Source organism: Leucobacter sp. G161, assembly GCF_001482305.1.
Classification (GTDB): Bacteria; Actinomycetota; Actinomycetes; order Actinomycetales; family Microbacteriaceae; genus Leucobacter.
Genome location: NZ_LOHP01000070.1, coordinates 1 through 19,383, shown reverse-complemented (window position 1 = coordinate 19,383; position 19,383 = coordinate 1). Strand labels below are relative to the sequence as shown.

The window sequence follows — 19,383 nt, the reverse complement described above, 5'->3', positions numbered from 1 at the left end:
CCGACTGGGGTTGGCTCCCCGCGGGCCGCGACTATCCCCTCTTCGACCCGCTCGCGCTCGTCGCGGTCGTGATCGTCGCGCTCACCACCTGGGCCGCCGCGTGGGCCGGCTCGCGCCGCGTCGCCGCAGTCTCGCCGATCGCCGCGACCGGCGCATCGGTTGAGCTCCGCCCGGAAGACGCTCGCGGCCGCACCGCCCGCACCGTGTGGGCGTGGATCCTGCTCGGCATCGGCGTTGCCCTCATTGCGCTCGGGCTCCTCATGAGCGTCGTTAGCCCGATGGCGCTGCTCGTCTGCTTCTTTGGCGGGCTGTTCTCCTTCACGGGAATCGCGGTCGGCGCGCACCTCATCATGCCGCCCGTGCTCCGCCTCACCGGCAAGCTCATTGACCGGGGGCCCACAGGATCCCTCGCCGCCGCGAACGCGGTGCGCTTCCCCGAGCGCAGCGCGCGCTCGACAATTGGCCTCGTCATCGGCGTGACACTCGTGATCATGTTCGCGGTGGCAATGGAGAGCTACCGCACCATGACGCTCGCGGCCTTCGACAGCGATCCCGCGATGGAAGCGATCCTCACCGACACCCTAAACATTACGACCGCGATCTTCACCGGCCTCGTCGGTTTCTCCGCGGTGATCGCGGCCGTCGGCATGGTGAACACGCTCTCACTCAGCGTGCTGCAGCGCACCCGCGAGCTCGGGCTGTTGCGCGCGCTCGGCTTCACCGGCTCGCAGGTGCGGCGCATGGTGCTCGCCGAGAGCGCACAGATGACGCTCGCCGCCCTCGGCTTCGGGCTCGTGCTCGGCGTGTTCTACGGCTGGATTGCCGCACAGTCGCTGCTCGGATCGGAGGTCGGTTTCACGGCACCGAGCATCCCGTGGCTCGTCGTCGCCGGGGTCGCGGTGTTCGGGATCCTGCTCGCGCTCGCCGCCGCAGCAGCGCCCGCGCGGCGTGCGGTGCGCGTGTCGCCGGTGACGGCGCTCGCGATCGACTGAGCGTGCGGCCGGGCACGGCGAAAACTGGCTGAGTCCGCTGCGATGCGTGAGGGATAGGGTTGGGGCATGAGTGTAGTGATTGACCCATCCTTTGATCCTGTCCCTTCGCTCGCACAGACGACCGACGTCGTCATCGGCTCCGCTGCCGATGTCGCCGCCGCACCCGTCCGTGCGTGCTTTATCGCCGCCGAGGGGGATCTGCCAGCATGCGATCACCTCGTAGGCATCACCCGCGAGGCGCTCGCCGCCGCGGGCTTCACCGGTAAGCCAGGCCAGACCCTCCGCCTGCCCGGTGAGACGCTCTGCGTGCTCGTCGGCACCGGCGAGGGCCTGAAGACCGCAGCCAAGGTACGCGACGCCGTCGCCGCGTTCACCCGCGCCGCAAGCGAGTCTGCGGCGCTTGCTGTTGACCTCACGAGCGTGGTCTCGGACGAGCTGAGCGCGCGCGACGCAGCACTGGCAGCAACCGAGGGCGCTGTGCTGGCACGCTACCGTTTCGAGGCGCTGAAGGCCGAAGCGAAGAACATCGCACTTGCCACCCTGACGCTCGGCGTCGCAGAAGCAGACCGTGCCGCAGCAACCGAGGGCGCAGACCGCGGGCTCGTGCTCGCACGCGCCGCCGCACTGTCACGCGACCTCGGCAATACCCCGCCGCGGCACCTCACCGCGGAGAAATTCGCAGACATCGCCGCGAAGCTCGGCCCCGAGTTCGGCCTCGAGGTCGAAATCTTCGACCGCGAGGCACTCATGGAGCTCGGCACCGGCGGCCTGCTCGGCGTGAACGCCGGCAGCGTCGACGAGCCCCGCATGATCAAGCTGCGCTACACCCCGGCAGAGGTCACCGCAGACACCGCGCACCTCGGCCTCATCGGCAAGGGCATCATGTTCGACTCGGGCGGGGTCAGCCTGAAGCCGCCGTCCTCAATGGGCGACATGAAGATGGACATGATGGGCGCCGGCGCAGTCTTCTCTGCAATGCTCGGCCTGCGTGAGCTCGGTGTGACCAGCAAGGTCACCGGCTGGCTCATGTGCACCGACAACATGCTCTCGGGCACCGCGACGAAGATCGGTGACGTGCTCACGATCCGCGGCGGCAAGACCATCGAGGTGAAGAACTCGGACGCTGAGGGCCGCATCGTGATGGCCGACGGCCTGGTGCTCGCAACCGAAGAGGCAGACCGCCCCGACGCGATCGTCGACATCGCGACGCTCACCGGCAACGCGATGGCAGCCCTCGGCCTGCGCACCGCAGCAACCTTCGCAAACAACGACGACGTTGCGGCGCAGCTCGCTGCCGCAGCAGACCTCACCGATGAGCGCGTCTGGCAGATGCCGCTCGACCACCGCTACGCCGACCAGATGAAGTCGAACGTCGCAGACCTGTCGAACATCGGCGGTCCGTACGGCGGTGCGATCCTCGCGGCGCTGTTCCTCAACGAGTTCGTTGGTGACGTGCCCTGGGGCCACATTGATATCGCCCCGACGATGGAGGTCGCGAGCGACGACCTGTGGCGCTCGACCGGTTCGACCGGCTTCGGCGCGCGCCTGCTCATCGAGCTCGCAGCACAGTTCGAGGCCCCGGCAGCAGCCGAGGGCCCGCAGTCGAGCGTGATCAAGTAACGCCATGACTGAGACGCTGCTGGGAAACCGCGACGCATACATTAATGAGTTCATCGATTACGTAGGATCATCGCCGAGTTCGTATCACGCGGCGCGGTTCTCAGCGGCGATTCTCGCGGGCTCGGGCTTCACCGAGCACGCCGAGGAAGACGCGTGGGGGCCGGTTACGGCCGGCTCCCGCGGCGTCGTCGTGCGCGACGGCGCACTTATCGCCTGGCGTGCGGGGGAGGCCGTCACCGCGACGAGCCCCGTGCGCGTGTTGGGCGCCCACACGGACTCACCGGGTTTCGTGCTGAAGCCGCAGCCCGACTTCACCGCGGCCGGCTGGTCGCAGGCGGGTGTCGAGGTGTACGGTGGGCCGCTCATCAACTCCTGGCTCGATCGCGACCTCGGCTTTGCCGGGCGCGTGGTCACCCGCTCGGGTGAGGAGCGCCTCGTCTGCACGCAGGCGGTGGCGCGGATCCCGCAGCTCGCGATCCACCTCGACCGCGACGCGAACTCGGGGCTCACGCTCGACAGGCAGCGCAACACGCAGCCCATCCTCGCAGTGTCGTCGCCCGAGACCTCGGTGCTGGATCTGCTCGCGGCCGCCGCGAATCTGCCGCAGCCGGGGGAGGATCCCTTTGCGGACGCTCCGTCGCGTGCCGTGCTCGCCGCGGACGACGGCGGGCGGATCACCGCCGCAGACATCGCCGGCACCGACGTGCGGCTGTACGATACGCAGAGCGCGAGCAGGATCGGTGCGCTTCACGAGTTCCTCGCGTCGCCCCGCCTCGACAACCTCAGCTCCACATTCGCGGGTCTCGTCGCGCTCCTCGAAACCGAGCCGGCCCCCGGCACGATTTCGGTGTTTGCGTCGTTTGACCACGAGGAGCTCGGCTCAGACACACGCTCAGGAGCCGCAGGACCCTTCCTGGAGGACGTTCTCACCCGTTTGCGTGCTGGGCTCGGTGCCACCGCTGACGAGGCCGCACGCGCGATGGCAGCGTCGTGGTGCCTCTCGGCAGACGCCGGGCACTCGGTGCACCCGAACTACCAGGAGAAGCACGACCCGAACGTGCGTCCGCTCGCAGGCCAAGGCCCGATGCTCAAGGTGAACGCGAACCAGCGCTACGCGAGCGACGCGCACGGCGCAGCGCTCTGGCAGCGCGCTTGCGAAGCTGCCGGGGTGCCCACACAGGAATTCGTGTCGAACAACACGGTGCCGTGCGGATCCACCATCGGGCCGATCACGGCGACCCGGCTCGGGATCCGCACTGTCGACGTCGGCGTCCCGCTGCTGTCGATGCACTCCGCGCGTGAGCTCGCGCACGTCGACGACCTGCACGGCCTCGCACGGGCCATTGGGGCGTTCTATGCCGGGGCGTAGGGGAGTCGCGCACGGTGAAACACAATCGAAATTTTCTGAGGCGTTCGATAGGATCAGGCCATGAATGAGGTGCAACGGCAGGGTGACAAGGTCCTAGCGCTGCCCACGGATCGGCTGATGCCCAATATTCAGCGATTCGGGCAGCAGTCGATCGAGTTCACCTTCTTAGGTCCGAACATCCATGGACAGCCGACATGGATCATGTGGAACGCGAGCGAACCACATCTCATCGGCATGCTCAGCCAGGGCAAGATGGGGTACCACTTCGAGCAGCGCACCGGCGACGGTGTGCAGCGGCTCGAAAACATCTCACTCAACCGGGTGCAGCGTGCGCTCGGAGGCTGAAAAGTGGGCTCCAGGGCGCGTTCGTGATTGATTGCGACACGCCAGGGATACCGGACGGGGGCCGCGATTTGCGCCCTGTGCCGTTTCTGCCCTAAGCTCATATCTCGGTAGCAGGCAAGAAATTGTCTCGGCCCCATCGTTTAGCGGCCTAGGACACCGCCCTTTCACGGCGGCAGCACGGGTTCGAATCCCGTTGGGGTCACTTTACCGAATACAACTAAATATGCATGGCCCTGTAGCGCAGTTGGTTAGCGCGCCGCCCTGTCACGGCGGAGGTCGCGGGTTCAAGTCCCGTCAGGGTCGCTAGATTGGGGAAGCCCTTCTTCGGAAGGGCTTCTTCATCTTCACGGCGATCGCCTAGAGTTGGAAACCCAGTTCGATTGATCGTCTGGCTCTGTAGCTCAGTTGGTAGAGCGTTCGACTGAAAATCGAAAGGTCACCGGATCGATGCCGGTCGGAGCCACGTAGCGGTCATTACGCCGCTGCTGAACCCTCGCAGGGCTTCTACCTGCGGGGGTTCCTTTATTTCTGCTGGTTTGCCGGTTTGCCGGTTCGCCGCGCAGATGGCGCCACAGTTTCACATCTGGCCCTGTAGCGCAGTTGGTTAGCGCGCCGCCCTGTCACGGCGGAGGTCGCGGGTTCAAGTCCCGTCAGGGTCGCCAGATTGGGGAAGTCCTTCTTCGGAAGGGCTTCTTCATCTTCACAGCGATCGCTTGGAGTCGGCTATCGGGTTCGACGGATCGTCTGAGCCAGCACCGCGGTTGGTCAGACGGTTGCCCCAACATTGAAGGATCACCGGATCGATGCCGGTCGGAGCCACGTAGCGGTCATGACGCCACTGCTGAACCCCGATGAGGCTTCTACTCGTGGGGTCCTTTTTCCTAGTGGGTCGCTTCGGCTCCCGGCTTACCATGCTGCCGGCTTGCGGAGGGTGTCTCGCTGAGGGCATCGTGCGCCGAGCTGCAGGGGAGCTGCGAAACATGCACGACCCGGCCCCTCTGCCTTGCGCGGCAAAGGCGCACCGGGCCCGCGGCCCGGCGTGCTGCTGGCCGGCCTCACTTGCTCTGAGCGGATTCCTCCGCACCACTGGGGCGCAGGGAAGCCTCCACTCGCGACGGCCAGCGCCCTCTCAAAGTGACGGCACGCCCAACCTGGATCGCTCACAAGACATGCCCTCAGCGAAGTCAGGAGTGATTTGCGGTAGAAAACTCCTGACCTCGCTGAGGTCATGGTTTCTGAGCGTTCCTCATCGCTGAGGTCAACACCTTCACTTGTGAAGAGCCCGATAGCCTCCACTTCAGGTGCAAAGATTCCTTCTTACCAAAGGTTATGTGCGAAAGCTTTGGTATGGTGAGTCCATGGTTCACGATGTAGCGACATCAGGCTCTGATTCGGCGGCCGGCTGGCCTGCCCTCAGTACTGAGTCGCGTCCGTGGGATACGGACCGAGAACGCGTAGCTCTCGCTTCCAGGCGACAGCTGCCTCTTGCTCGTGGCGACTATCAAGCCGCCGTGCCGCCGATGATCGCAAACGCTGCCGTCCGCCTCAAAGCCGAGACACTTGCGGCAGCTGATGATGCGAGCCAGGAGCTCGCTCGGTTCGATTCAGAAGCCGGCCGTATTGCAGCTCCCTTCGCATCAATTCTGTTGCGCAGTGAATCCGCTTCGAGCTCCGAGGTGGAGACCCTCACGTCGAGTGCGAAACAGGTTGCTCTTGCAGAACTCGATGCGTCCCCGTCGGGAAACGCGAAGCTTGTCGTTGCGAACGTACGGGCCATGACTGCTGCGTTAGAACTCGCAGACGGAATAGATGAAGAAGCAATCATCGCAATGCAGCATGCCCTCCTCGGTGAGAGCGCGCCACACTTCACCGGGAAATTCCGTGACCAGCAGGTGTGGATTGGAGGTGGGGGGATCTCTCCGCATACGGCGTCGTTTGTGCCTCCCCACCATGACCGGGTGCCAGCGCTGATGGCTGATCTCGTTGAGTTCAGCCAGCGCATCGACATCCCGGTGCTTGCTCACACAGCGATCGCGCATGCTCAGTTCGAGACCATCCACCCGTTCCCTGATGGTAACGGCCGTACAGGTCGTGCGCTGCTTCACAGCATGCTTCGACACGGCGGACTCACGAGGAATGTCACCGTGCCGGTATCAGCCGGTCTCCTGCAGGACACTGGAGCCTACTTCGCTGCCCTCACTGCATATCGAGAGGGAGACGTTGACGCCATAGTCGATGCGGTATCGAGCGCGGTGTTCCAGGCAATCACTAACGGCAGGCAGCTTACTCACGACCTGCACGAGATCGTTGAAGGTTGGGCAGCCTCGGTTCCCGCGAGACGTGGTTCCGCCGGTGCTCGAATGCGTGAACTGCTGCTGCAGCATCCAGTGGTCAACACCCGGCTTGTCGCGAGAGAACTCGGTGTCTCAGAGGTCGCAGCGCAGACGGCAATTCGACTCATGGTCGATGGCGGGGTGCTCGTGCAGACGAACAGCTTTAGGCGCAATCGCATCTGGCATGCGCCAGAAGTCCTCGAGGCGCTTGACCAATTCGGTGCTCGTGCCAGGCGGCAGCGCGTCTAAGCGTACCCGGACATCAGGAGGGCAGCAGTCGACTGATCAGCGGCCAGGTACAGTTCGCCGCATAACCCACTGTCAACAACTTGCGGAGAACTCCACGGAGGCCCAACAGAGCAGGGCTCGCGCCTGGGTTTACGGGAGGACCTGCATAAACATCTGTGGGCCGGTGGGCGTACTGGACCGCTACACCCCCGCGTACCGTCCGATATCGAACGGCGCGAACGGCGTCGAACCCTTGACATGGAGCGGGTGCCGCGGGTGGCCCTGCTTCGTGGGGCTTCCGAGCGAAACCCAGGTGACGGACCGCAGCTCTGGGAGGGTGGCGATCTCACGCGCGAGTCCCAGGAGGTATGGGCGTGATTCCACGAGTGTGCCCAGGCAGCGAGCAGCCGCACCTCATCGTGTCGGTTGCGGCGAGCGCGACGGGGATGCCGCGGCAGGACCTCGGGCCGGTGGCTCCTGGCGGCAGTCGCGGGCTGCTCGTGTCGGGCGGCTTCCAGTTCTCGGCGGGGGAGCTGTGCGAACGGCTCGAGCAGGTGAGCAAGGTGATGGTCGGTGATGAGCGCGTGCGCGCACCGCAGCTCTTCACGCACCGCTGGAACGTGCGGGTGCCGTGGACGGTGACGCTGTTTCACCTGTACGAGCGCGATAATCCGGCCGGCGGGCACAGCTTCACGGGTGACTTCCGGGCGGATCCCGAAGCCGCGCGCACGCCCGACCGGCTGCTCGCCAGGAGCGACCGCGCGGTACGGGAGTTCCTCGGCGGCACCGCGGCGGGCCTCGGCGAGGCGCGCACCGTGGCCGCGTTCGAGCGGGAGCGCGCGAAGGTACAGTTGCCTATAACTGGCAACTCGCAGAGTAACTGACAGCTATAGATGCCAGGTGAAGGCGGGACACAACATGGTAACTCGATCATCGCCCTTGATGCTCTCCCGCGCCAGTGGGGCCGCAGCGAAGCCCTCCCTCTCACCCAAGCCGCTGAACCTTCAAGCCCGTGGCGTGCTCACCCAGAACCGCGCTCAGAAGACATGTCCTCAGCGAAGTCGGGACACATTTGCAGCAGAAAATCCATGACCTCGCTGAGGACATGTCTGTTCGTCGTCATTGGTCGTTGAGGCTCGAACCCTCAACTGAGAAGAGCCACCAATCACCTATCTGCAGCGGACGGTGCCGTTGAGCTGGCGCGCACGGCAGCATCACCCAGCCGCCGCCAAGACAATGGAAATACACTGGGCCCCATGAGCTATCGAGAGCTGTATTCACAGCGGCAGGAGGTCGTCGGCGAAGCACTTGCCGACGGTGAGTGACGTCCCCGCCCCGGCCGCGCGCAGAGCCTGACTCGAAGTGCGGCTGGTTTTGTGAACCCAATTCTCAACGCTTGGGGAGCGTCTCACGCCACAGCGCGGCCTGCTCCCGGAAGGTGCACTCATGCAACCCATTACCGAATCATTCATCCGCTCCTCCTTCATCAACGCGTCGCGTCGTGAGGTGAAGGAGCTCTCCCTCCCCGCAGATTTCGAGGACTTCACCGAGGAGCACTGGGCTGGGCTCGACTTCCTCGGGTGGCGCGATCCCAAGTTCGCGCGCCGCGGGTACGTCGTGCTGCCGCGCCTTGACGGGGAGCCCGTCGGCGTGGCCCTCACCCAGGCGGAGGCCACCCCGCGTACACGCGCCATGTGCAACTGGTGCCAGGACGTCCGCAGGCCCAACGAGGTTGTCTTCTGGGGCGCGAAGCGCGTCGGCGACGCAGGGCGCCGCGGCAACACGGTCGGCACGCTCATCTGCCGGGAGTTCCAGTGCTCGCGGAATGTCCGCAACGATCCGCCGCCGGCCTATGACGGCTATGACGTCGCGGCGGCCCGCGAACGCCGTCTCGACACCCTCCGGCTGAAGGTCGACGGCTTCGCCGACATGCTCATCACCGGGCGGTAGCCGCCGCGCAGTGAGAGCAGCGCCGCGCTACTCCCGGGGCTGCGGCCAGAAGACGATCCGGCTACTCAACCCGCCGACGAGCGCCCCGGGCGCGAGCCGCAGTGCCGCGTCGCGCAACGCCACCGTGATAGCGCCGGAGGCCATCCCACTGCCGGTCGCCCCGCGCAGTAGCAGCGCAAGCGTCGCCGCATCCTCGATGCCTTGGCCCGCGCCCTGCCCCAGATTCGGGATCATGGCGTGGGCGGCGTCGCCGAGGAGCACCGTGCGCCCGCGCACGAACGAGTCGAGGGGCCGCGCGAGGTCGTAGACATCGTGCCTGAGTACCTCCGCGGGATGGGTCGCGGCGATGCACTCGCGGATCGGATCATGCCACTCCCCGAAATGCCGCAGCGCGGCCGCGTGCTCGTCGGGAAACACTGTGCCGGCCGGAGTGTTCAGGGTGCCGAACCAGTAGACGCGGCCGTCGCGGAGGGGCAGGATCCCGAAGATCTGACCGCGGCCCCAGGTTTCGCCTGCCTCAGCGTGAACGTCGACCGGGCGGCTCGTCACCCCGAGCCAGGCCGTGTAGCCGGCGTACCGGAGGCCGGGGTCGAGCCCCAGGCGTGCGCGGTTCGGGCTGCGGATCCCATCGCAGGCCACGACCAGATCGAAGCGCTCCGTGCTGCTGCCAACGGTGAGGTGCGGGGCCCCATCTCCGGATACGAGCGCCCGCTGCCCGTGTCGGATTGTGCGCGGATCGAGCAGCTCACTGAGCGCGCGGTGCAGGTCGACCCGGTGCACACTGCGGAGCTCACTGACCAAGCCGGCAGGCGCGGTGAGGAGCCAGGAACCGGAGGGGGAACGTTGCCCCGCCCGCATCGCCGCGATCGCTCCGCTCGATACCGCGTCGACTGCAGCCGCGAGGCTGAGCTCGGCGAGCGCCGTGCGGGCGTTCCCGAACAGCGTGAGGCCCGCACCCTCTGCCGTCGGTCCCGCGCGCTGCTCAGAGATGATGACCTCGTGGCCGTCCGCCTGGAGGCCTGCGGCTGCGACGAGCCCGCCGATTCCTGCGCCTATGATTGCGATCCGCATCTGGTGCTCCTCGCTCGGTCCGTGGCCGCCCTGCGGAAGCCTCCCCGGAAGGGTCCCGGGAAGCGTCCCGGAAGCCTCCCGGGGAGCCTTGCGATGATGATACGGCGCGCAACTGGGCGTGATCGCTCGCTTGGCGGTCCGCTTAGGCGGCGGTCTCCCGTGTGCAGGCCGCAACAAAGTCATTGGGGCGGACGACGTAGAGCGCGACCTCCCTGGCGCGGAACCCTGCCGGCGTAGCTTTCGCCGACACCGGTGGATCTGCGGCAACGGGCTCCGCGAACCTGATGCGCACGTTGGTGCTGTGAAACTGCGTGAGCAGCAGCTTTTCGCCCGTGACTGCCGGCTGAGTGGGGGAGTGATCGGCGACTGCTTCCGCGGAGAGGACGTTGCTCAGCGGCGAGGTGAGCACGAGCCGGTCTCCCCACCGCAGGTAGAGATCCTCTTCCGTGACCACGTGCGGGTGGACCGCCCGAGCGGCGAATATTCCGAGCATGAACAGCACGGCCCAGATCGTGAGCACGAGCAGCAGGAGCTGTAGCCAGCGCCACGGCACCAGGAGATGCACCACCGCAAGCTCCACAACGGAGACGACGATCATGGCTACGGGGATGCCCAGGGTGCCCCGGGTGTACCCGAAGGCTTCCGCGCCGAGCGGTACCTGGGGCTGCTTCGTGATGAAGAGCCACAAGCCCCAGAGCGCGCGGAGCTCTGTGACGACGGGCCGCAGCAGCGGCTCCTCGGCGACAACGGCATCGAGGAGCCTCGCACCCCCGAGCACATTGGTGTCGAGCGTATTGGTGTCGAGCGCGCTGATGTGAGGCAGCGACCGGCGGCGCATGAGCCCGAAGCGCACTACGGTTGCACCGACGAACAGGATGAGTGCGGGTACCTCGAAGCCGAGGAACACCAGGAGCGCCTGCCGCCCACTGAGCACGCCGAGTAGGTTCAGCGTGAGTGCAACGGCAACGACAAGGACTGTCAGCAGTGCAAGTATCCGGTGCACTGTGCGGAGTCTGCCGATCGCCTGGGTCATAGCCCCAGTGTCAACCCTGACGCCGCGGCACAGTCAAGCCGCTGCGCACTCAACCGGTGTGCGCCGCGGCTACCGGCAGCAGCTCTCCTCAGCGTATGCTCTGGGCATGGCCGCACGCTCCATTGTTCGGATTGCCCTGGGGAGTTTTCTCGCGTTCGCGGGGATCGCCCACCTCACGATCGCCCGCGAGGAGTTCCAGGCGCAGGTGCCCGACTGGGTGCCGCTCGACCCCGATACGACCGTGGTCGCCTCAGGGGTGGCTGAGGTCGGGCTTGGGGCGGCGCTGCTCGTTGCCCGGAAACACCGCGGGCTCGTCGGCATCATCGCCGCGCTCTTTTTCGTCGCGGTGTTCCCCGGCAACCTGTCGCAGTGGGCGAACGGCCGCGACGGCTTCGGCCTCGACACGGACACGAAGCGCTTCGTGCGGCTGTTCTTCCAGCCGGTGCTCATCTGGGCTGCGATCTGGTCGACGCGTGGCGGCGCTCGCCGCAGCAAGCGGGCGACGCAAGAGGGGCCTGCGGAGTAGGTGCCGCGGCGCTCATGATCAGCGCGCCAAACCGTGGGCGTGGGCAGGCCGTGCCAGCGTCCGCAAGTCGATTGCGCTGCCGGCTCGCCCGCGCCGCTACGTGTTCCGCAGCCCCGGGATGAGCGACGGAGTCTTCGCGCGATACTCCCGGTAAGCGGGGTCGTCGCCCCACGTGCGCTCGGCCTTCGCCTCGAGCAGCGGGATCCCGGACACCCGCGTGAGCAGCACGATCACGAACACGGGCGACAGCAGCGCCACCCACTGCCAGCCCTGGAGCAGGGGAAGGGCGACGACGAGCACGCCGATCCACAAGAGGATCTCGCCGAGGTAGTTCGGGTGTCGCACGACCGACCACAGCCCCGTGCTGATGAACTTGCCGCTGTTCGCGGGGTCCTTCTTGAACCGGCTCTTCTGCAGGTCGGCGGTGACCTCGATGCCGAAGCCGAGCAGCCAGATGGCCACGCCGAGCCATGCGCTCCAGTCGAGGGGCGCGGTGCCCGCCGAGGAGATCGCGATCCACGCGGCCGCGGCGGTGAGGCTGATCCAGAGCCCCTGCAGCATCCACACGGAGAAGAAGCGCAGCGGGGCGACCCGGATCTTCGCGAAGCGGTCGTCGCCGCCCGTGCGGAGGTTGCGCACGAGCAGGAAGCTGCCGAGCCTGGCGGCCCACACGATGACGAGCGCGCCGAGAATGAGGCTGCGCGGGTCACGCTCGGGGGAGAGCGCCATCAGCGTCACGGTGACGCTGATGTAGGTGACGCTGCCGGTGGCGTCGAAGAAGCGGTCGGTCTGCGCGATGGCGGCCGGCACGTAGGCGATCCACTGCACCGCGAAGGCGATGACCACGGAAAGCGCGAACGCGGGGATGCCGGCGACGCTCCAGCCGTGCTGGCTGCCCGCGAGCGCGAGGGCTGCGGCGAGCACCGCGGCAAGCGCAATGATGAGGATCGAGGTCGAGCGTTTCTGGATCATGTTGCTTCCTGGTCGTCGGTGGATCGGGATCGGTGGATCGGTGGATCGGGCCTAGAGCGAACGGCGCGCCCCTGGCGACTCAGCCGTACAACTCGTCGATGGTGGGGCGCAGCGCGTCGATGAGCGCCTGTCGCTTGAGCTTCATTGTGGGCGTGACGAAGTCGTCAGTGCGGTCGGCACCGATCGACACAAGCCGCGAGTATTGCGCGCGCTCCGAGGGCGGCACAGTAGCGTTGGCCGCCGTGATCGCAGTAGACAGCTCGGCAGTGAGGCGCGCGTCTGCGAGCACGGCCACCCCGGAAGACGAGAGCTCAGCAGGGGGCGTCTCGCCGCGGCGCCGGAACCACTCGGTGGCCGCCTCGGTGTCGAGCACGAGCACCGCCGTGAGGAATGGACGGTCGGTGCCGAGCAGCACCGCGTGTGCGACGAGCGGGTGCGCCTCGACCGCCTGCTCCCACGGCTCCGGGGAGACGGTGCGGCCGGTCGAGGTGACGATGACGTGGTTCATGCGGCCGTGCAGCGTGAGCGCGCCGTCGGGGCTCAGGGAACCGAGATCCCCCGTGCGGAAGAACCCGTCGACGAACGCCCCCGCGTTGCGCTCCGGGTCGGTGTAGCCGGCGAACACTCCGATGCCGCTCGCTAGCACTTCGCCGGTGTCTGTGATCCTCACCCGGTTACCGGGCAGCGGGGTGCCGACGCTGCCCGCGGCGAGCGCGCCTGGGCGGCCGCCGGTGAGCGGGGCGGTGGTCTCGGTGAGACCGTAGCCCTCGATGATCGGTACCCCGATGCCGCGGAAGAAGCGGGCGAGCTCGGGCTGTAGCGTTGCCGCCCCCGAGAGCAGGTACTCGATGCGGTCGCCCATTACTGCGCGCAGCCGGCGATAGAACAGTCGGTCGAAGAGGGCGTGCCGTGCGCGAAGGGCGAGCGGGGCTCGTGGGGCGATGCCCGGGCCGGCGGCGGGGCCCGAGCCGGCGGCGTCGCGCTCCTCCAGGAAGGATCCCCAGCGCTCGGCGGTGCGCACGGCGGCGTTCCATACGCGGGAGAGCTTCTTCTCCCGTGCCGATGCGGCGGCAGCCCCCTGGATCCGCTCCAGCACTCGCGGCACGACGACCAAGAACGTGGGTTTGAGCACCGCGAGCGCCCGCACGACCTCCTGCGGGTTCGCGAGGTGCGCGACGCGCATGCCGTTTGCGACGCAGATGAGCTGCAGGGCGCGCCCGAGCACGTGAGTGAGCGGCAGGAAGAGGATCGTATTGCCCGTCTCGCGCACCACCTCGCGGTACGCCGCCGCGGTGTTGAGTACCTGCCCGACGAGGTTGCGGTGGGTGATGCGCGCGCCCTTCGGGCTCCCGGTGGTTCCCGAGGTGTAGACGACGGTCGCGACGTCGTCGAGGCTGGCTGAGAGCCGTCGCTCCTCGAGCTGTTCGGCACTGACGTGTGCGCCGCGAGCCGCAAGCTCGCTCATGGGGAGGCCGATCGCTGCGGCACCCGCGGTAGATCCCGGTTCGAAGACCCAGAGGCTGGGCGCGGGAACGCCCGCTGCAGCGGCGGCGGCAGCGATGCGGTGGGCGAGTGCTGGGGTGCCAACGAAGGCTGCGACTGGTCGCGCGTCAGTGAGGATCGCCGCCAGCTGTGACTCTGGCGCGGTGTCGTAGGCGGGCACGACGACTGCCCCTGAGTACAGCGCCGCGTGGTCTGCGACTGCCCAGAAATACTGCGTGCCCGCAACGATCATGACGGTGTCGCCGGCGGTCACTCCGCTCGCAATGAGGCCGCGGGCTGCCGCCTCGACCTCTGACGCGAATGCGCGCGTGCTGATCTGCCGCCACGGCTCCGCGAGGTCCGCGCCTGGCATGCGTGTTTCGAATGCGATGTGGTCAGGGGCCTTCGCGCAACGGGAGGCGAGAAGGTCGGTGACGTTGCGGATCCCTGAGGTATCGACGAGCGGTTCCGTGCCGACTTCGCTCCGGGGGCTAGGGGCGGCTGGCGGGTATGTGCTCACTGCGAGTGCTCCATTCGTCTGTGGCTGAAACGGCGCCGTGGCTGAGTCCGAGTCAATAATTTACCTTACCAAGCTAACTATATGCCTTGTTAGCTAAATTGGTGTGGCTGAAACGTGGCTGTGGGGAGGGCTCGAAGGGGTGCGTGCGACGTGGGGGCTTGCGGCGAGAGGGTGGCGCCCGTGGCGTCTGTTGCCGAGGGCTGGTTCACGCACATTGCATGGGCTATTGATCTCACCATGCGCGGACCGTGTGTTCGGCCGAGCGCGCGGCGTCGCGACTATGAGTTTCGCCTCGTCAACCTCGCTGAGAAGCTTCGTGGCGAGGGCGCCGTCACGGCTCATGCCCTCGCGGTTGAGATGGTCGTGCCCATTATGGGTGCGCCTGCATACGACCTGGCGCTGCTGGTCCACACGCCGACGCCAAGCGCCGATGCGCTTGTGGCGAGGACAGCGGCACTCGGGTTGCCCGCCCCCGAATTGACGCTGTCCGGCCGGAACGGCGGCCGGTTTGGTGATACCGAGGAGCAGTCAGGAGCGATCCTGCTGAACCACTTTGCGGGCACAACCACCCCTGACAGGGCAGTCGAGGCGTGGAAGGCTGTCTCAACCTGGTACGAGCGAACGCTCCGCGTTGATAACTCGACACTTCTGCAATTCGACGCAGACTCGCCCTTTTTGATGATGAACTACGCAGTATTGCCGGGGCGGGTAGTGCCGTTTCTTGCGGGCCAGGTGCTGCGCCCCACGTTCCACAGTGTTGTCAGGCGGCAGCTCAGGGCGGCGAATTTGTCACCTTTCCCCCTCTTTGCGAGGCGGCTCGGGCCGTGAGCGCGTCAGACGACCACAATCAGCAGCTCATGCTTGCCCTGCGGCATCTGCGCACCGTGATCCGGTCGAGGGACCGCGCTATTGCCGAGACAGCTCACGTCCGGGAGGGGGATCTGAACGTGCTGGAGGTGCTCCATCGTGAGGGTCCCCAATCGCCAACCGCCCTGGCGGAACTCACTGGAACGCACCTAGCAACGATGACGGGAGTGCTGACGCGACTCGAACGGGGTGGGTGGCTCGAGAGACGCCCGGTCGTTGGCAACCGGCGTACCATCCAGATCCACCAGACCAGCGTCGAGCGCTTCGAGAAGCTCTATGCGGCCGTATCCATGAGGCTCAGCGAAGTATTCGGCGGTTGGTCTGGCCAGAAGCGTGAAGCGTTTGTCGGTGCTATCGACGAGGTCGCAGCGGCGCTCGGAGATCCACCAACGCGTGTCTGAAGCGAGGGAACTGCGGCATGATGATTCCATGTCAGCAGCTACGCCAATTGACCTCGCCGCCTGGCCGAGGCGTCAGCACTTTGATCACTACAGGACAGTGGTGCCCTGCACGTATTCGATGACCGTTGAACTCGATGTCGACAACTTCGTTGAGGCGCTCGGGCAATCGGGACGAAGGACCTATCTTGCGCAGATCTGGGCATTGGCATCGGTTGTCAACCGGCATAGCGAGTTCAAGATGTCGCTGCTGCCGGGAGGCGCGCCCGCGGTGTGGGACGTGATTCACCCCTCGTTCACGATCTTCCGCGCCGAGACGGAGACGTTCGCAAGCGTGTGGTGCCCGTTCGATGCGGATTTCGGCACGTTTCATGACAGCGCCGCGGCGCTTATTCGGAAGCATCGAGACGAGACCGACATGTTTCCGCAGGGGCCGCCACCGCCGAATGTGTTCGATGTGTCGAGTCTTCCCTGGGCCTCGTTTACGGGTTTCAACTTGAACATCGCCGAAAGCTGGGACCATCTCGCCCCAATCTTCACGTTGGGGAAGTTCGTTGAAAGAGTCGGGCAGACGAAGCTCCCACTTGCTGTGCAGGTGCATCATGCCGCGGCCGATGGCTTCCATGTGTCGAGGCTGGTGAACGAAGTGCAGGCACTTATGAATGACCCCGTGTGGGTTGAATAGGCGGCTCCGGCATCGTCACGAAAAGCATAGGTAAAGATCGGTTAATGAATTGCAAATGCAAGTATTTTGCGTAGAAAGTCTGGACTGTGTCGGCAATCTGAGGCTAGGCTGACCGGCAAGTCTGGTCTTTTTCTTGCTCCAAGCTTGGCACTTGCTGTGCTGCGATGATGGCTGCAGAACTGGGCCCTTCGGACGCCACGCTGGCGGAAAGCTAAAGGGGAGCAATGTCGCGCATGCATCATCATCGTGTTCGAAACTCACGAGTTCCGGGACGGGCCCGGAAATTCTTAGCGGGATTTGCGGCCATCGCCCTCCTCACCGGGCTCGGAGCAGCCGGTGCGTCGCCAGCGCTCGCGCAGGACGGCGCAGGGGCTGACACGGTCTCCTTCCCAGACGCGCAGCTTGTCGCCTGCATCAACGAAAAACTCGGCGGCGGCAGGGCCGCGGACCAGCCCATCACCCACGACGAGCTCAACACGATCTTCGGGCTTTCCTGCGGCAACTCGTTTGCGGTAGCTTCGCTCGACGGGATCGAGCACGCGCAGAAGATCACCAACTTGTTCTTTGCGGGCGGAAAACACGACTTCTCAGGGTCCGGTTCGCTGGGAGCCGCAGCGAAGATGCCCAAACTCAACAGCTTGACGCTCACAGACGCACAGGTGACCAACGCAGCGCTCACCGGCCTGACAGACGCTGCGACGCTCTCCACGCTCAGCCTGACCGGTAGTCCCGAGCTCTCTGACATCTCTCCGCTTGGGACGCTCCCCAAGCTCAGCAAGCTTGACCTCTCGAAAAACGTCAAGCTCACTGACCTGTCGCCACTGAGTGACGCAGGAAAACTGAAAGACTTCACCGCCTCCCAGATCCCAGACCTGGTGGATCTTGAGCCACTCCGGAACCTCAACACACTCACCTCGGTCAGCGTCTACAAAACTGCGGTCGCAACGCTCGAGCCGCTTTCCGGGCTCACAGGCCTCACGAGCATCAGCGCTCAATCCACGCAGGTGTCAACCTTGCAGCCGATCTCGAAGCTGACCAAGATGCGTTTCCTGACCGTTGACCACGCGCAGCTGCAGAGCCTCGCAGGTATTGAAGACATGAGTGAGCTCCAGACACTCGACATCAACAACAACCCCGACATTGGTGACGATATCGGGGCGATCCGCAACAAGCCCGAGCTGTACCGGGTGCACATGAACGCGATCGGTGCGACGTCAGTTGAGCCGCTGTCAGGCCTCACTGGGCTGAAGAACCTGCAGGCGCTCGGCAACCATTTCGGTTCGCTGGTTGGCCTCCCGGAGGCCCCCGAGCAAAGCTCCGTCGGGGCGTTTGCGGTCACCGCACAGCAGATCTCGGGAAGCGAGGTGTTCGTGCCGAAGGGCGCGAAGCAGTACCGCTACGATGCTGCCGGGCAGCTTGAGCTCCGTGACGGATCCTTTCCCGACCTCGGGGGCAACCTCAAGCCCAAGCCCGACCCCGAGCTGCCGATCATGCTGATTGACGTGCGAGCAGAGTGGCCTGAGCTCGAGTACACGTTCGCACACGAAGTAAAGTCCAATGATCGCTTCACGGGCACGGTCGCGATGCCCATTGTGTGGAGCATGATCACCAGCCCCGATAGTGCTACGCTGCCGCTCGGCGAGCCGTGGCGTCAAGAGATCTCTTACACGGCCGGTTTCCCCGCTGCGAGCTTTGAGCTCTCGTCGGAGGCGCCCGCCTGGTTGAAGGTTGTCGATGGCGCATTCGTGGGCACCCCGGATGGGGCAGGCGACTGGACCTTTGAACTTCGAGTCGCTGACGAACTTGGTAACACGATGCAGCAGCGTGTGGATCTCACCGTTCCCCAGCCAGATGCCACGGTCTTTGAGATCGGCGAAGACCAGCAGGCTCTGGCAGGAACGGATCTCACGTTCACGGTGTCGCGCACCGACGCCGCTGAGAACGCATTTTCGGGTGAGGCGAGCGTGCGTGTCAAGACGCACGACGGCACTGCGGTAGACGGCAGCCACTACGTGGGCGTAGATCAGATACTGAGCTGGCCGGCAGGGAACCAGGACGACAAGCAGGTCGTCGTTCAGACCTTGGAGGGTGCGGCAGGCGATGAAGACCGGGCACTCACGCTTGAGCTTTCTGACCCCACTCCCGAAGGGCTGACCGAGCTCGGCGGCGGCTTCATGAGCGACGGTACGATCACCTACCCGACCCCCGAGGCAACCCAGTTCTCGGTGAGCGCACCGCAGGTCGTCGAAGCGGGGACCGCGGACGTCGAGTTCACGGTCACCCGGAAGGACGCTGCCGAGAACCCGTGGACCGGGGAGGCGAGCATCCGCGTTGTCTCGCACGACGGGACTGCGAAAGCCGGCACGCACTTCACCGAGGTCGATGAGACCCTCACTTGGGGGGCCAATGAGTCGGGAGGGAAGACCTTCCGCGTGCAGACCCACGAGGGCAAGGCAGGTGACCCGAACCGAGTCTTCGCGCTCCGGCTCACCGACGCTCAGCCGCGGCCATACGCGAAGCCTTCCAGGCTGGCGTTCAGCGGGGTGGAACTCACGTATCCGAAACCTGATCCGACAGGGTTTGGTATTAGCGGTGATGTGGCCGGTGCTGCAGGCGATCGATTCACCTTCGAGGTTCGCCGGGAAAATGCGTCGGTAAACCCGTGGACGGGTGTCGCGAGCGTTCGCGTGTCGACGCAGGACGGGACGGCGGAAGCTAACACGCACTACGTGCCGCTCGACGAGACGGTCACCTGGGCGGACGCCGACAGCGCGCCAAAGCATGTCGTCGTCCAGACGGCCAAGGTGCCGGCGGGGGACCCGGAACGCGAGTTGACGGTCCTCCTGTCACAGCCGGAGCCTTTCGCCTACACACAGATCATCGATCCTGCCGCGAGTACGCTGAAGTTACGTTCTGCGGTTCCGGGTGAGACGGTGTTTGCGTTGGGTGCTGATCAGTCTGTGCTGGCTGGCAGTGCGATGACGTTTGTGGT

Annotated in this window: 17 protein-coding genes and 4 tRNA genes; 16 read left to right on the top strand and 5 right to left on the bottom strand. The window is 65.7% G+C overall.

The genetic code is table 11. The annotated features are described in order from the left end of the window. The 9 genes from AUL38_RS12225 to AUL38_RS12185 form a co-directional block, all read left to right on the top strand. A partial coding sequence (locus tag AUL38_RS12225) for an ABC transporter permease (protein WP_059062615.1) occupies positions 1-992 on the top strand: 992 nt, incomplete at its 5' end. 66 nt (positions 993-1,058) lie between these two features. Next, positions 1,059-2,612, top strand: coding sequence for a M17 family metallopeptidase (locus AUL38_RS12220; RefSeq protein WP_059062614.1), 1,554 nt, complete (start codon positions 1,059-1,061; stop codon positions 2,610-2,612). A gap of 4 nt (positions 2,613-2,616) precedes the next feature. Then, on the top strand, positions 2,617-3,981 hold the full coding sequence (locus tag AUL38_RS12215) for a M18 family aminopeptidase (RefSeq protein ID WP_059062612.1): 1,365 nt from the start codon (positions 2,617-2,619) through the stop codon (positions 3,979-3,981). Positions 3,982-4,041: 60 nt separating this feature from the next. After that, positions 4,042-4,326: a hypothetical protein gene (locus tag AUL38_RS12210; RefSeq protein WP_059062610.1), complete on the top strand. Its 285-nt coding sequence runs from the start codon at positions 4,042-4,044 to the stop codon at positions 4,324-4,326. Positions 4,327-4,455: 129 nt separating this feature from the next. Next, positions 4,456-4,528 (top strand) — tRNA-Glu (locus AUL38_RS12205). 27 nt (positions 4,529-4,555) lie between these two features. Continuing rightward, a tRNA-Asp gene (locus tag AUL38_RS12200) sits at positions 4,556-4,629 on the top strand. 87 nt (positions 4,630-4,716) lie between these two features. Next, positions 4,717-4,789: transfer RNA gene (locus AUL38_RS12195), tRNA-Phe, on the top strand. A 122-nt stretch (positions 4,790-4,911) separates the two neighbouring features. Continuing rightward, positions 4,912-4,988 (top strand) — tRNA-Asp (locus AUL38_RS12190). A 696-nt stretch (positions 4,989-5,684) separates the two neighbouring features. Continuing rightward, the gene (locus AUL38_RS12185) at positions 5,685-6,908 is read left to right on the top strand and encodes a Fic family protein (protein WP_059062608.1); all 1,224 of its coding nucleotides are present in this window, start codon (positions 5,685-5,687) and stop codon (positions 6,906-6,908) included. A gap of 180 nt (positions 6,909-7,088) precedes the next feature. Here the strand turns inward: AUL38_RS12185 and AUL38_RS12180 are convergent, their stop codons facing one another. Then, positions 7,089-7,271 (bottom strand): hypothetical protein, encoded by a 183-nt coding sequence (locus AUL38_RS12180; RefSeq protein WP_059062606.1) that lies wholly within the window; start codon positions 7,269-7,271, stop codon positions 7,089-7,091. Here AUL38_RS12180 and AUL38_RS12175 point away from each other — a divergent pair. Together AUL38_RS12175 and AUL38_RS12170 are read left to right on the top strand one after the other, a co-directional pair. Then, positions 7,262-7,771: a hypothetical protein gene (locus tag AUL38_RS12175; RefSeq protein ID WP_153006583.1), complete on the top strand. Its 510-nt coding sequence runs from the start codon at positions 7,262-7,264 to the stop codon at positions 7,769-7,771. The genes AUL38_RS12180 and AUL38_RS12175 overlap by 10 nt on opposite strands. 562 nt (positions 7,772-8,333) lie before the next feature. Next, the gene (locus tag AUL38_RS12170) at positions 8,334-8,837 is read left to right on the top strand and encodes an FBP domain-containing protein (protein WP_059062602.1); all 504 of its coding nucleotides are present in this window, start codon (positions 8,334-8,336) and stop codon (positions 8,835-8,837) included. A gap of 27 nt (positions 8,838-8,864) precedes the next feature. On the opposite strand, the gene AUL38_RS12165 is transcribed toward AUL38_RS12170, so the two are convergent. Both AUL38_RS12165 and AUL38_RS12160 read right to left on the bottom strand, forming a co-directional pair. Then, positions 8,865-9,908 (bottom strand): FAD-dependent monooxygenase, encoded by a 1,044-nt coding sequence (locus AUL38_RS12165; RefSeq protein WP_059062600.1) that lies wholly within the window; start codon positions 9,906-9,908, stop codon positions 8,865-8,867. Positions 9,909-10,050: 142 nt separating this feature from the next. Next, entirely contained in the window at positions 10,051-10,941 is an 891-nt protein-coding gene (locus AUL38_RS12160; protein ID WP_059062598.1) for a hypothetical protein, read from the bottom strand. A 106-nt stretch (positions 10,942-11,047) separates the two neighbouring features. On the opposite strand from AUL38_RS12160, the gene AUL38_RS12155 reads away from it, so the two are divergent. Next, positions 11,048-11,467: a DoxX family membrane protein gene (locus AUL38_RS12155; RefSeq protein ID WP_059062597.1), complete on the top strand. Its 420-nt coding sequence runs from the start codon at positions 11,048-11,050 to the stop codon at positions 11,465-11,467. Between the two features lie 96 nt (positions 11,468-11,563). Here AUL38_RS12155 and AUL38_RS12150 read toward each other — a convergent pair whose 3' ends face one another. Continuing rightward, positions 11,564-12,439: a DUF1295 domain-containing protein gene (locus AUL38_RS12150; protein ID WP_059062595.1), complete on the bottom strand. Its 876-nt coding sequence runs from the start codon at positions 12,437-12,439 to the stop codon at positions 11,564-11,566. Between the two features lie 79 nt (positions 12,440-12,518). After that, entirely contained in the window at positions 12,519-14,441 is a 1,923-nt protein-coding gene (locus tag AUL38_RS12145; protein ID WP_083506848.1) for a long-chain fatty acid--CoA ligase, read from the bottom strand. A gap of 180 nt (positions 14,442-14,621) precedes the next feature. Here AUL38_RS12145 and AUL38_RS12140 point away from each other — a divergent pair, with 180 nt between their 5' ends. From AUL38_RS12140 to AUL38_RS12125, 4 genes are all read left to right on the top strand, one after another. Beyond that, on the top strand, positions 14,622-15,269 hold the full coding sequence (locus AUL38_RS12140) for a hypothetical protein (protein WP_153006582.1): 648 nt from the start codon (positions 14,622-14,624) through the stop codon (positions 15,267-15,269). Next, positions 15,266-15,709, top strand: coding sequence for a MarR family winged helix-turn-helix transcriptional regulator (locus AUL38_RS12135; protein ID WP_059062591.1), 444 nt, complete (start codon positions 15,266-15,268; stop codon positions 15,707-15,709). The genes AUL38_RS12140 and AUL38_RS12135 overlap by 4 nt, the downstream gene beginning before the upstream one ends. Before the next feature lie 28 nt (positions 15,710-15,737). Next, positions 15,738-16,391, top strand: coding sequence for a CatA-like O-acetyltransferase (locus AUL38_RS12130; RefSeq protein ID WP_059062589.1), 654 nt, complete (start codon positions 15,738-15,740; stop codon positions 16,389-16,391). Between the two features lie 224 nt (positions 16,392-16,615). Continuing rightward, positions 16,616-19,383 (top strand): Calx-beta domain-containing protein (locus AUL38_RS12125; RefSeq protein ID WP_153006581.1); only part of this gene is annotated, 2,768 nt, incomplete at its 3' end.